At 61.7% G+C, this 12,531-nt stretch carries 10 protein-coding genes and 1 pseudogene; 2 read left to right on the top strand and 9 right to left on the bottom strand.

The features are described 5' to 3' along the window. Positions 1 to 449: 449 nt before the first annotated feature. The 4 genes from PMI12_RS24595 to PMI12_RS24580 form a co-directional block, all read right to left on the bottom strand. Complete coding sequence (locus tag PMI12_RS24595; RefSeq protein ID WP_007837893.1) at positions 450 to 1,670, bottom strand: porin; 1,221 nt, start codon at positions 1,668 to 1,670, stop codon at positions 450 to 452. Between the two features lie 46 nt (positions 1,671 to 1,716). Beyond that, on the bottom strand, positions 1,717 to 2,349 hold the full coding sequence (locus tag PMI12_RS24590; protein WP_042674224.1) for a hypothetical protein: 633 nt from the start codon (positions 2,347 to 2,349) through the stop codon (positions 1,717 to 1,719). Between the two features lie 7 nt (positions 2,350 to 2,356). Next, positions 2,357 to 3,181 carry a Bug family tripartite tricarboxylate transporter substrate binding protein gene (locus PMI12_RS24585; protein ID WP_007837892.1) on the bottom strand — a complete coding sequence of 275 codons (825 nt, stop codon included), beginning with the start codon at positions 3,179 to 3,181 and terminating at the stop codon, positions 2,357 to 2,359. 183 nt (positions 3,182 to 3,364) lie between these two features. Then, a complete protein-coding gene (locus PMI12_RS24580; RefSeq protein WP_237726171.1) occupies positions 3,365 to 5,065 on the bottom strand; it encodes a hypothetical protein in 1,701 nt (566 codons plus the stop codon). Between the two features lie 304 nt (positions 5,066 to 5,369). On the opposite strand from PMI12_RS24580, the gene PMI12_RS28400 reads away from it, so the two are divergent. Beyond that, positions 5,370 to 6,110, top strand: coding sequence for a GntR family transcriptional regulator (locus PMI12_RS28400; RefSeq protein WP_157632280.1), 741 nt, complete (start codon positions 5,370 to 5,372; stop codon positions 6,108 to 6,110). A gap of 539 nt (positions 6,111 to 6,649) precedes the next feature. Here PMI12_RS28400 and PMI12_RS24565 read toward each other — a convergent pair. After that, on the bottom strand, positions 6,650 to 7,831 hold the full coding sequence (locus PMI12_RS24565; RefSeq protein ID WP_007837887.1) for an NAD(P)/FAD-dependent oxidoreductase: 1,182 nt from the start codon (positions 7,829 to 7,831) through the stop codon (positions 6,650 to 6,652). 88 nt (positions 7,832 to 7,919) lie between these two features. Between PMI12_RS24565 and PMI12_RS24560 the strand changes: the two genes are divergently transcribed. Beyond that, positions 7,920 to 8,807: a transporter substrate-binding domain-containing protein gene (locus PMI12_RS24560; RefSeq protein ID WP_007837885.1), complete on the top strand. Its 888-nt coding sequence runs from the start codon at positions 7,920 to 7,922 to the stop codon at positions 8,805 to 8,807. A 19-nt stretch (positions 8,808 to 8,826) separates the two neighbouring features. Here PMI12_RS24560 and PMI12_RS24555 read toward each other — a convergent pair whose 3' ends face one another. From PMI12_RS24555 to PMI12_RS24540, 4 genes and pseudogenes are all read right to left on the bottom strand, one after another. Beyond that, positions 8,827 to 9,486, bottom strand: a complete 660-nt coding sequence (locus PMI12_RS24555) for a GntR family transcriptional regulator (RefSeq protein WP_042674216.1) — start codon at positions 9,484 to 9,486, stop codon at positions 8,827 to 8,829. A 178-nt stretch (positions 9,487 to 9,664) separates the two neighbouring features. After that, positions 9,665 to 10,786, bottom strand: a complete 1,122-nt coding sequence (locus PMI12_RS24550; protein ID WP_007837883.1) for a histidinol-phosphate transaminase — start codon at positions 10,784 to 10,786, stop codon at positions 9,665 to 9,667. Beyond that, positions 10,783 to 12,171 carry an FAD-binding oxidoreductase gene (locus PMI12_RS24545; RefSeq protein WP_042674226.1) on the bottom strand — a complete coding sequence of 463 codons (1,389 nt, stop codon included), beginning with the start codon at positions 12,169 to 12,171 and terminating at the stop codon, positions 10,783 to 10,785. The genes PMI12_RS24550 and PMI12_RS24545 overlap by 4 nt, the downstream gene beginning before the upstream one ends. 160 nt (positions 12,172 to 12,331) lie before the next feature. Continuing rightward, positions 12,332 to 12,531, bottom strand: a pseudogene (locus tag PMI12_RS24540) (urocanate hydratase); the annotation flags it as partial.

The raw sequence follows: 12,531 nt of genomic DNA, 5'->3' as shown, positions 1-12,531 counted from the left end.
ATTCGCGTCACGGCTCAGTCAAGGTGTGATTGCCGTACGCTTACAGAAAGACTGCCATCGGATCGGACACCAACCAACGAGCCGAGTGCGGTCGTCGCCCTGGCCTCGGAACCTGATACCGAAACAGCGATGGGGTCGCCACCGGAATAACTTCCCTCACCTCCTCCCCCTTCCCCTCCCCCGCAGGCGCTGAGCGCGGCAACCAACGAGAGAATCGGAAGAGCTTTGAGGCGTACTCGTTGCATGTGTGTCTCCTTGCCGGTCTGGGCCGGGCTTGTGATGAATGAAGGGAATGAAGGCCCTCTCGCGCGGCATCTCGGGACAGCGCGAAGACATGCCTTAGGATTGATTTGGGTCAAGCTCGAGTAGCGCTGTGATCGGCGCTTCGTGAAGGAGGGGCGCCTATTGCTGAAGCCACTAGGCGCTTCGGCTCGTTTCTGCAGCCGAAACTAAAAGGCGTGACGGATGCCGACGTCGTAGCCCGTGGAAGTCTTTGGGGCGAACGTCGCATTGCTGATGAACGCCGGGCCGCCAACGGTGAGAGCAGAACCGTTCTTGTTGTTCACTCGAGCAATAGTCGCATAGAGCGCCGTGCGCTTCGACAGGTTGTGAACGTAGCCGATAGCAACCTTGTCCGCCTTCGGATCGTCAGCCAGCGAGAACGGCAGGTTGAAGTCATACTTCACTTGCGAGTAAGCCACGCGAATCAGCCCCGGCCCCACGGGCACGGTGACACCAAACACATAGCCCTTGAGGTCAGTATCCACTACAGGAGCGAGGGGAGTGACTTCGTAGTCGACCTCCTTGCTTGCTTTCGAGTACTCACCGAAGAGCTTGACCACCCCGAAATCGTACGAACCGCCGAGGTTGACGGTCTTCACCGAGGTCGTGGTGCCGGCGAAGAAGTTATCACCAATGGTGCTGTTGCCGTAGGCGAGTGCCACGTCCAGCGGACCGTTGGCGTAGCCGAATCGACCGCCGATATAACGACCGGTGCGCGAGTTGTTCAGCGCGGTCGGGGTAACAGTAGCCGGATCGAACTTGTCCTTCTCGTGGAAGGCGTACATCACCTGGCCATAGAAGCCGCCGAGGTTCGAGGGCAAGAAGTAGCCGATGCTGTTGCTGGCACGCGCATAGTTGCTGCCGACCACGCTGGGGACGCCGACGACCGCCGGAGCCGCAGCGCCGTTGAAGGTGTTGAACGCCCCATTGGCGGTAAAGACCAGGCTGGCGCCGACGCCATTCGCGCCAAAGGGGTCGAACACGGTGTCGTTCCAGTACATAGGGGTGTAGTCGCGCCCAAGGCGAACCTCACCGAATGCGCCAGACAGGCTCACAGTTGAACGACGAGCGAATGTCGAGATGCCGGTTTGGCCATCATCGTTGGTGATCGGAGCCTCGAGCCAGAAGCTGGCCGTCAGGCCACCGCCGAGATCTTCCGTACCTCGAAAGCCCAGGCGACTGGTGTTGTAGCCAGAGTTCGAAAGCGCGGTGCGGCTTACCTTGACGCTATCGAAAGGGTTGGCGAGCGTCGGGAAGCCGACATTTTTCGACTTGTTCGAGTAGCCGCTGACAGCCGCGTCGACCACGCCGAAAACGGTGACAGACGACTGGGCTGACGCAGCACCGGCGACAGCCAGGACAGTCAACGCAACTAGAGATTCTTTCATTGCAGGTTTCTCCAAGGTTAAGAAATGGGGATCCGGTACGTAGAGCTCACTGTGACTGCCGAGGCTCGGCTTGCGCATCGGCGCGCGGAGCCATTGCGCCCCGCGACTCGGTCTCAGGGCAACGCGATGGTCTTGCCCCAGATTGGTTGGGATCGACCCTCAATAGAGCGTTCCTCCTGCCGCTTCGTGAGCGAGAGGCGCTGATTGGCGAAGCGATCAAACGCCTCGGCGCCATCAAAGCCTTCTCGAGCGCATCGGCAATGCATATTGCGACGATGACCATGGTCGCCGCATAGATGCTGGTCGCCCAAGCTGGACCGAACAGTGAGGAAAGTCGGCTTGCGACTGCACAGGCCGGCAGCATTGCCGCCGCCATGATCAGATTGCGCTTGAGCCCAGTTGCGAAGCTATAGCGCTCATCTCTGGATGAACGGAAGAAGCACAGCACAACCATCACCAGCGATATCACCGGGAAGGCCAGAAAGTGATCCGCCCAGATTGACCAGTCCAGCGTCCAAGACCAGTCGGAGGTACAGCGCGCGATCAGCATGTCGGCAGCAATGGAGCGCCCGTCAATCAGGCAGGCCCCGAGCAGCAGCCACCCGGAAGGCCGATGCGCATGGCGCGTCCAACCCAAGGCGGCGTGCTCCCGCAGCCCAACGCAGTACTGGCTGATCATGGGAGCTTCAGTCGACAGTGGCGCCAGAGAGCTTGACGGCCTTGCCCCAGCGCTCGATCTCTGCTCGAATGAAACGCGTGAATGCATCGCCCGTCAGCGGGCTGCCGATTGCCCCGCGTTGCGTCAGCTGGCTGACTGTCTCCGGGTCCGCAAGCACCCCTTGGACCGATTTGACGAGCGTCGCAACGATCGATGGCGGCGTGCCTGCACGCGCCATCAACGCGTCCCACGCGGTGACATGAAATCCAGAAACCCCCGACTCAGCCAGGGATGGCACGTCCGGCATCGAGGGCAAACGCTCGCGGGTGGTCACCGCCAGTGCCCTCAGGCGACCGGACTTGACGTGCGGCATCGCGCTGGCCGTCACCTCCATCATGAAATCCAGGTCGCCGCCCATGAGCCCCGTGAGTGAGGCCGCTCCGCCGCGGTAGGGGATGTGGACCATGTGCAGCCCGAGTTGGGCCTTGAGCAGTTCCACCGCCAAGTGCGAAGTCGTCCCGTTTCCAGCGGATCCGAATGTGAGCCCACCCGGTTTCGCCTTCGCTTGCGCGAGCAGGTCAGTGGCCGACTTGAGGGAGCTCTCTTGCCGCACCACCAGCACCAGTGGAATCTCGGACAAACGGGACACCGAAACAAGGTCCTTCAGCGGGTCAAAAGACCGCCTCGAGTAAAGCGTCTGATTGATCGCAAGCGTTCCGTTGGTCGCGTAGAGCAGGGTGTACCCGTCAGGTTCCGCGCGGGCAGCCTGCGCGCTGCCCAGGTTCCCTCCTGCCCCGCCAACATTCTCGAACACGAAGGGCTGCGCAAGCCCAGCCGCGACCTTGGTCAACATGAGTCTTGCAAGGGTGTCGCCTCCCCCGCCCGCGGGAAACGGGATGATGACTCGGACGGGCCTATGAGGATAGATGCCTTGCGAATGAGCAAGGCTCTTGAGAGTTCCTGTCAAAACCGCAGCGGTCACCCCCGCGACAACCGCGCGACGATTGGGAAGTCGGGCCTGTGATGTTTCCATGGCTCACACCCCGGACAGCGGATTCCAGACCGCCTCATCACGTGCTGCCTGTTCGTGTGGACTCGCAGGATGACAGCAACCGAGATCCACTGTGGCCGCACCTGAATCATCGCAGCAGTTGCCAGGAAGCACGGGGGCTTGAACGCCGCTGTGGTTGCAGCACCCGCCCTTCCACCAACGTGCGCCCTCGCCCTTGCAGTACTTGTCGTCCGCGCCAACCATGCTCATGAACAATGGGTGGTAGTTGCGGCAAACCTCCAACTCCGTCTTGACCCAGTGCAGGGGGTCCTTGGCGTAGTGGTCCCAATAGGCTCCCGGCGCGTTGATTCCCGGGACCGCTGGATTCCAGCTCTCGTCGAGCCAGAGGTCCGGGTCGCCATACTTTGAGCAGAGCTTGCGGATTTCCGGGTCGTCGAGCGCCTTCAGGCGCCCGTTCTCGATCACGTTCTCGTTGTCACCCGAGCGTTCGACGGTATAGGTTGGAAAGTACAGGTGCAGATGCCAGTGGCCCACGAGCAGACCCAGACGCGCAGCCTCGCGCTCCGTCATCGAAGAGATGATGGTGCCGAATCCCATGTGGATCACGCCCGAGCGGACACGTTCGTACAGGCAATTGACGAAGCCTGTAGGGAAGTCCTTGCGCGGGCGGTGAATGTGCGGGTTGGTTCCAATGGAAGCTTCCCACCAGTGCATGATCCCCTTGCTCGGAAAGCCGGGGTACTGCTTGTCCTTGGTGAGTTCCATCACCTCTCGCAGCTTCTCGCCAAACGCACCGCCCGCATTGATCTGCTGGATCTTCGAGTTTTCGACGATCAACTGTGTCCAATCGACGGCCGCAATGTGATTCGTGGTCCCGGCGATGACGCCACAGCCGTCTTCCTTCGTCGGGTGGAACATCCATGGGCGCCCTGTGATGTGGCCCGGCAAGTACGTCTTGCCGAAATGCTCATTTCCACGCCAGGTCCTTGCCGTCAGTTCTTCGTTGTAGAACTCTCTCTTTGCGTCCCAGTAGTCGTCGTGATTCGTGAACGTGAGGTCGGTGCCTTCCGGATCTGTGATGCGTACCCGCTTCGCGCCGCGGATGCGCTCCCAGGCCCATTGGTCCATCGCGTTGATCACTTCGATGGGCATTGCATGCGCCGGAGATGCCAGGATCTCTGGCGTGATGAACGGCATGCGCTGAATCTTGATGAACCGCTCGGCGAGCACCGGACCGCCATAGCCCATCAAGATCTTGTCGTACTTTCTCTTCTTCTCTTCTTCCTCCCACATGTCCATCCATTCCGCCAGTTCCTTGGTGCGGAAGAGGTAGTACTCGACCTCGTCAGCACCGACCCAGTGCGGCACAGGCCCACGGTCGATCTTCTGAATCTCGTATTTGACCTTGTACGTCTCCAGGATCTTCTGGCACGCCTGGATCGTCAGTTCACTGTGCCAGTTGTCGACCCGCAGCAGGACACGCTCCCCCTCCTTGAGGCCCCAGCACGCATTCAAGCCGTGGTTGTAAGGACGTCGCGCCACGTGCTCGAGGTACGGCATGAGCTGGTCTGTATTCGTGACCTCGACGAAAGGCGGACAACGCGGCGGACGCGTTGCCTGAAGCGGTGGGGTGGGATGAAAAGGAACACCGGCGGGCACGGATCGCGAGTGGCCCGCGCCCTCTGCCTGCAGTGAATTGAGACCGGCTCTGTTGAGGTTCAGCATCTTGGTGCCCTGATGAATGAGGTTTGATTCGGAACGCTGCGCCTGAGTGAAGAAACGGCCTCAAGGCCGTCAGTCACACAATTTTGCATGCATTGTGTTTCGGTGCTGTCGAATAATGCACGCCAAAATGACCAGATTCTTTAGGGAAAACCCCTTATTTCACCCAGAATCTCATCGCCAATGCATGCATTCTCATTCTTCAATGCATGCATTTAAACTGCCGAAAGAGTCAAACCAGGAATCCAAGGCAGCTAGACTTCGAGGAGATCGAAGCCTCCGGCAGCAGAAAGGGGCTACACACACCATGGCATCCCAAATCGAACGCGTGGCAGCCGAGCTGCGCCGGCGAATCTTGAAAGGCGAGCTTCTCGCTGGACAGCGCGTCCTTGAAGTCGAATGGGCGCAAGAACTCGCCGTCTCCCGCACCCCGTTGCGACTGGCACTCGCCGAGCTCGAGAAACAAGGCCTTGTTGAACGGCTGGGGAGTCGCGGATATCACGTCCGCGTCATTACGATGGACGACGTTGCCGAGGCCATCGATCTGCGCGGGGTCCTTGAGGGCGTGGCAGCAAGGCTGGTGGCCGAGGGCGGTCCATCTAACGACGATCTAGAAACGCTTTCGGCCTGCGTAGAAGAAGGACGTCTCTTGCTCGAAGCCGCGGATGCCAACGACGGTGTGCTGGACAGCGCAGCATGGGCCTCAATGAATGCCCGGTTTCACGCGACACTGGTGGGGGCGGCCAATAACAAGACGCTTCGTTCCACTCTCGACCATGTCAATAAGTCACCGCTTGCTGATGCGGGCGCATTAGGCATCCATGGTTCGCAGCCCGTCCTCGAACTGTCGTATCTGAAGCGCGCCCAGTCCGATCACGAAGACGTGTTACTCGCTATCAGGGAACGCGAAGGTGCACGTGCGGAGAATCTGATGCGAGAACACGCACGCCGCAGTCGCGACAACAAACGTCGCCTGACACAAAGCTCTGACACATTGCTTGTCCACGAAGCATCGGTCCCCTTAGTCTTTAGGAAAGCTGCGCGATGAGCGCAAAAGTAACGCCGGCGGTGGTCCATCGCGAGGCCAATCCCCAATGACCAGCATGCCAGGCGAATAGCTTCGCTCGGGCCGCCAAACGACGTGCAAGCCTAGTAGCACTCACCCGCGGGAGAAGCGCCAAGGCCCACCGTGTCGGAGCCCTGCTTTGCACTTCTTGCGCGCCGTGCGCGAAGTCGTTTCGGTCACGCAATAAGTTCGAAGATCAACTGGTCCTGCAAGCGGCTTGAACCTAACCTCCGGTCCTGTACACGCGGCGGCGGACTTTGCCGGCGGGACGTATCACTGAGCATCTCGACGCCGGCCATCTGCGCCCCCAAGCCAGCAACGCCGGATAGCACCTGGTGCTGCGCCTGCCGGACGGCAGCGATGAAATGGCCATCGCCGCGGCACGTGGTGTGCTCACGCAACTGCTGTCACGCACTGCCTGCACGGTGGTGTGCAGCGTGTGTTGCTGCTGGGATCCGTCTGCGTGGAGGATTCGCAGATCGAGCCGGCATTTCGCGTGCTATTTTCGGCGCGAAATGTCATCACAGGATGCCTTCTTCGGCGTAAGGCGTGTTCGTCTCCACGCGTTCATAGCCCATGCGAGTGAGATCCAGCGTCGTGAATTTGCGGTGTACGACCAGTTCCGCGATGCTGCGTCCCGCAGCGGGGGCATGCATCATCCCATGGCCGGAAAAGCCTGCCACCGTGTACAGGTTCGGCAGCCGGCTGTTCCATGCCCCAATCACGGGATTGCCGTCCAGTTCGTTGACTTCGTAGAGGCCGGACCAGGTTCGATGGCATTTGGCCGCCTCGAAAGCCGGGAAGCGGTGCGCCACTGCGGGCCACACCACACGCTCGAAGTAGTCGTGATCGACCTCGAAATTGAAGCCGCGCTGTGCGCTCCCGTCGACCAGGCCGCCCGAGAAGCCTTTGCCCTCGGAGCGGAATGCCAGCCGCGCGACGTCCTTGACATAGGGAAGAAACTCCACGGGCGACCCCGCAGTGAAGTAGTGCTCGAAGCGGCGCATCGGAGTCACGGGCAGTTTCATGCCGAACTTGTCTGCAATCAACCCTGACCAGGCGCCAGCCGCGTTCACGAAGGCATCGGCCTCGATGCGGATGCCACTCTGCAATGTGATTGACCTGGCCTTTGCTGAGTCGACCTGCGCATCCACAAAACGGTCCTGGATGTACGTGGCGCCCAGCTCGACGGCCTTCCGGCGAAATCCCCAGAGCAACCCGTTGGGATCGCACCAGCCGTCTCGTGGCGTATGCGCGCCAGCACTGATGTCGTCCACGTTCATGGAGGGAAACTTCGCCTTCAGGCCCTCCCTGTCGAGCAGATCGACTTCACAGCCCTTCGCCAGTTGCTTGCGTACGTTGCGTTCCAGTTTGGAGGCCTGCTCCGGCGGCACGATGAACAGGTAGCCGCCCTCCACCCAATCGACGGGCGCAGGGCGGCCATTGGCCATCATCGTCTTCTCGAAGTTCCGGATGAAGTCGATGCTGTAGAGCGACATCTCGATGTTTTCAGGGCACGTGAATTGCACGCGGCACCCGCCGGATGCGCGCACGGCCGAGGCGAACTCATAGGTGGGGTCCGGCTCGATCACGCACACTGAAATGTGAGGCGCTTCCTTGAGCAGGTAGTACGCGACGCTCGAACCAACGATGCCGCCGCCGATGACGGCCACGTCGAATTTCTGAGTGGATGAGGAGTTCATGGGAAAGAAGGGCTCTTGATATTGACACGTTATCCCATATTGGATCCAATCGTCAAGTTCAGCTTCCAACCACTCTTCCGGAGTTTCGATGAAATCCCTTCCGTCCATCGCCTTGGCGAGCCTTGTTGTCGCTGCCAGCCCCGTGCTCGCGCAGGAGAGCGGGACGCTGGAAAAAATCAGAGCCAGCAAGACGATCACGATCGGAAATCGCGACGCGTCGATCCCGTTTTCCTACACGGACGGCAGCGGCGTACCCGTGGGCTATGCCATCGACATATGCATGAAGGTGGTGGATGCCGTGAAGCAGAAGCTGAATCTGCCCAATCTCCAGATCAAGTTCCAGACCGTCACTTCGCAGAACCGCATTCCGCTCGTCGTCAACGGGACGGTCGACCTCGAGTGCGGCTCGACGACAAATTCGATGGTCCGTCAGGAACAGGTCGCGTTCGGGCCGAGTTACATCATGGTGGGCGTGAGCGCCGCGGTGAAGAAGAGCTCCGGCATCAACTCCTTTGCAGATCTCGCAGGCAAGACGATTTCGACGACGACAGGGACCACATCGATCCCGCTGCTGCGCGCCTACCGGAAGAATGACAACCTGGAGGTCCGGGAGGTCTACGGCAAGGACCATTCGGACTCTTTCCTGCTGCTGCATGCGGATCGCGTCAGCGCGTTCGTGATGGATGACGTCCTTCTGGCCGGCCAGATCGCGGCATCCCCGAAACCGGGCGACTACAAGATCCTGCCCGAAGTGCTGCGTCAGGAGCCGTACGGCATCATGCTGCGCAAGGACGATCCCCAGTTCAAGGGGCTGGTGGACGTCACGATCAAGGATCTGATGAAATCCGGCAAGATCAATGAACTCTACGCCAAGTGGTTCACCTCGCCGATCCCGCCCCGCGGCGTGAACCTGAACTTCCCGATGACAGAAGCCACTCGGGACCTCTACAGGCATCCGACGGACAAGGGCATCTAAGGCTGAGCGCGCCGCGCCGTCAGGGACGGCTCTCCGCATCCAGCAGCGCGCGTTGCGTGTGCTCGATGTGCTGCTCAAGCAGGCTGACGGCAAGATCGACATCGCCAGCCGCGCAGGCCTTCAGGATGCTCTTGTGCTCTGTCTGGGGCGACTTGCGGCCGACGGTGGAAGACTGGTGCGCACGAAGATGGATGTTGATGCTTCGCACGATGTCCTCGATCATCTTCAGCAGTCTTGGCCGCCCGCAGGCGCGATACAGGCACAGGTGAAACTCGAGGTTCAACTCGGTCCATTCCAGAGGGGAATCGCTCCCGTCATAACGGGTGATGATTTCCTTGGCGGCCTTGATATCGGCCTTCGTCATCCTCGGAACGGCCACCTTCAGGGCCCGCGTTTCCAGCGCGATCCGGATATCGAGCGTCTCGAGCAGATCCTGCGTCGACTTCGAGGCCACGACCGATCCCGCATTCGCCGTGTGTTCGATCAGGCCCTCCGCTTCCAGCCTCTTGAGCGCTTCGCGCACGGGAATGCGGCTGACGCCGAACTGCTTGGCAAGCGCCTCCTGCTTCAGTTGAACGCCGATACTCAATCGCCCCTTCAGTATCATTTCTCGCAATGAACTTGTGACCGAATCGGCCGTGAGGACTGCTGGCTTGGGGGAGGCTACGGCGGAGGTCATCTTGTTGGGTCGGGCTCGCGCGCGACGGATCCAGTACGCAATTCGCGTCTTGGATCATATCCAAGGATGCCTACTCACCGGCGTTGGCTGGACGCCTCACGCCCTCCCGGCCTCGGGCGGTTCCGGTCCGCATGCGGGCCGATGAACCGGCGCTGCGGAGAACGCCGGCCACGCCGGCTCAATCGGCCTTACCCAGCACCTCTCGCAGCGCTGCGAGGAAGTGTTCGTTGTCGTCCGGTGTCCCCACCGATACGCGGATGAAAGACTCATATCCTTCATCCTTCCAGGGCTTGATGATGATGCCGCGCGCCAGCAACGCCTCATGGACAGGTCCGTTGGATCTTCCGAGGTCGATGAACAGGAAATTCGCCGCCGACGGCGCCACGCTCAGGCCCAATCGATGCACCCCGGCGCGCAGGACCTCCCGGCAACGGATCGTCTCGGTCACGGCTCTGTCCATGTGCGCCTCATCACCCCATGCTGCCAACGCGCCCGACTGGGCCGCACGATTGACGTTGAAAGGTGTGCGGACACGATCGACGATCTGGATGAGTTCGCTGTCCGACGCAATGCCATAGCCGACACGCAGGCCTGCAAGCCCCCAGGCCTTGGAAAACGTGCGCAGCACCATCCAAGGTTGACGCCTGCCCCGCAAGAGCGCCAATGCATCCGGAAATCCGTCCTCGCGCTGCGCATACTCCCAGTAGGCCTCGTCGATCACCAGCAAGGTGCTTGGCGACGCCGCGTCAAGCAGGCGCACGAACGCATCGGCATCGAACATGCATCCCACGGGATTCGACGGATTCGCGATCATCGCGAGCTTGGGCCCGCACGCCAGCGCCGCGCACCATGAATCGACGTCGAACCCGAGCTCGGGCGTGAGCGACACCATCTCCACCTGGGCACCCATCATCCGTGGGTAGATCTCATGCAGCCCGAAAGCGGGCCGCTGCGTCAACACGCGCTCCCCGGACGAAAGGAAGGCGAGGCAGAGCATGCGCAGGATGTCCTCGGAGCCGTTGCCGACCACGATCTGCGACGGTTCCACATAGAAGCGATCGGCGATGGCTGCCCGCAACGCCGTGCACTGCGCATCAGGGTAGTTGCCGACATCCGGGGCCAGACCAGACAAGGCCTTCGCCACTGCCGGGCTGGCACCGTAGGGGTTCTCGTTGCTCGCAAGGCGGGCGACCCGTTCGACGCGATAGCGTGCGCGAACGACCTCCGAGGAGAGGCCTGCGTTGTAGGGCGGCAGCGGTGGGACTTCCGGTCGCGCGAATTCGAAGATGTTCGTGTTCACAGGTCTAGGATCTTTCCGGGGTTGAGCAAATGAAGAGGATCGAGCGCATGCTTGATTGCTCGCATCGTGGCCAATTCCGCGGGCGTACGGCTCGCGCTGAGGTAGGGCTTCTTGTGAAGGCCGATCCCATGCTCGGCGGAAATGCTGCCGCCGCTGGCTTCGACCTGCGCGTAGACCATGCGCTCGAAGACCTCGGCCTCGCCGCCGATCGATTGCCCATCCGTGGTGACATGGAGGTTGCTGTCGCCCACGTGGCCGAAGAAGAGAGAGCGGTGCGAAGGCCAGCGCGCGTCGAGCCCAGCGCGGCACGCATCGACGAAACGACCGATAGAGGCCATTGGCAGGCTGACATCGAGATTGATCGGCGGACGCATGTGCAGCGGCAACTCGGCCGTGGCCTCGCGGATCGTCCAGAAGGCGCGCGCCTGCGCGTGGGACTGGGCAATCGTGACGTCGCGCGCGACGCCTGCCTCCATCGCCTCGTCCAGTCCGGTCTCCAGGGTCTCGCGCAACCCGGCCTCGTCTCCGCCCGTGACGTCGATCAACGCAAGCAGCGGATACGCCGTGTCGAAGGGCTCACGCAAGTGCTGCCAGCGCAGCGAGGTCTGCACGAAGTCTCGCCACATCAACTCGAAGGCGGCGAGCATCCCGGGAAAATACCGCCGCAGACGGTCCAGCAGCGCGAGCGCGTCGTCGAACTGCGCCACCGCGACCAACGCAGTCACCCGCGCCTTCGGTGCCGGATGCAGACGCAGCAACGCCCGCGTGATCACGCCGAGCGTTCCTTCGGCTCCGATGAAGAACTGCTTGAGGTCATAGCCGGTGTTGTTCTTGAGCATGGGCCGCAGCATCGGCAGCACCCGGCCGTCGGCCAGCACCACCTCCAGCCCGAGGGTCTGCTCGCGCATCATTCCGAATTGCAGTACCCCGTTGCCACCCGCGCTGGTCGACAGCGCGCCGCCGATCTGACACGAACCACGCGCGCCAAAGTCCACGCCGAACATCAACCCCTGTGCAGCGGCCGCCTCCTGCACCGACTGCAGCGTGACACCGGCTTGCACGGTCATGGTGCCGGCAGCGGCGTCGAGCGCCTCGACGGCGTTCATTCTCTCCAGCGACAGTGCAACGGCATCGGTGCTGGGCAGCGCCGCGCCCGCCAGTCCGGTCAGACCGCCTTGCGGGACGAGCGGCACGCGGTGCTCAGTGCACAGGCGCAACACCCTCGACACTTCTGCCGTGTTGCGTGGACGCACGAGTGCCAGTGGCAATCCCCCCGGCGCCCCGCTCCAGTCGCTGCAACGCCTCGCAGCAACGGCATCCCCTACCAGGAGATCATCAACGCCCAGGGTTCTGGACAGTGCCTCAAGGAATGCGGCTTGCTTCATCTGCATGGACTTCTCGCGTGATCGTCCCCGTTCGCGTCGACCGTCGTCGACCGTGGTCGACTGCATGGAGTCTCAGCACGCATGACGGGATGCGTTGTACCGCCTGCCGTGCTGCTGCATGGGCCGAACAATTCAGCTCTGGTGGCCGCGCGGCGCATGCTCACTCCCGGACCATCGGCAGCTTGAGACCCTGCTTCTTCGCGGTCGCGATGGCAATCTCGTAGCCCGCGTCGGCATGGCGCATCACGCCGGTGGCCGGGTCGTTGAAGAGCACGCGCTCGATGCGCTTGGCGGCAGCGTCGGTGCCGTCGCACACGATCACCACGCCCGAGTGCTGCGAATAGCCCATGCCGACGCCGC

The sequence above is a fragment of the Variovorax sp. CF313 genome, from assembly GCF_000282635.1.
Taxonomy (GTDB): domain Bacteria; phylum Pseudomonadota; class Gammaproteobacteria; order Burkholderiales; family Burkholderiaceae_C; genus Variovorax.
The sequence above is the reverse complement of the archived record's forward strand: the minus strand, read 5'-3'. Positions and strand labels throughout refer to the sequence as shown.

Bases quoted from the DNA above. Each gene is read 5' to 3' on its own strand.
- PMI12_RS24580 (WP_237726171.1), bottom strand. From the start codon at position 5,065: ATGCTGAACCTCAACAGAGCCGGTCTCAATTCACTGCAGGCAGAGGGC.
- PMI12_RS24595 (WP_007837893.1), bottom strand. From the start codon at position 1,670: ATGAAAGAATCTCTAGTTGCGTTGACTGTCCTGGCTGTCGCCGGTGCT.
- PMI12_RS24590 (WP_042674224.1), bottom strand. From the start codon at position 2,349: ATGATCAGCCAGTACTGCGTTGGGCTGCGGGAGCACGCCGCCTTGGGT.
- PMI12_RS24585 (WP_007837892.1), bottom strand. From the start codon at position 3,181: ATGTTGACCAAGGTCGCGGCTGGGCTTGCGCAGCCCTTCGTGTTCGAG.
- PMI12_RS24565 (WP_007837887.1), bottom strand. From the start codon at position 7,831: ATGAACTCCTCATCCACTCAGAAATTCGACGTGGCCGTCATCGGCGGC.
- PMI12_RS24560 (WP_007837885.1), top strand. From the start codon at position 7,920: ATGAAATCCCTTCCGTCCATCGCCTTGGCGAGCCTTGTTGTCGCTGCC.
- PMI12_RS28400 (WP_157632280.1), top strand. From the start codon at position 5,370: ATGGCATCCCAAATCGAACGCGTGGCAGCCGAGCTGCGCCGGCGAATC.
- PMI12_RS24555 (WP_042674216.1), bottom strand. From the start codon at position 9,486: ATGACCTCCGCCGTAGCCTCCCCCAAGCCAGCAGTCCTCACGGCCGAT.
- PMI12_RS24545 (WP_042674226.1), bottom strand. From the start codon at position 12,171: ATGAAGCAAGCCGCATTCCTTGAGGCACTGTCCAGAACCCTGGGCGTT.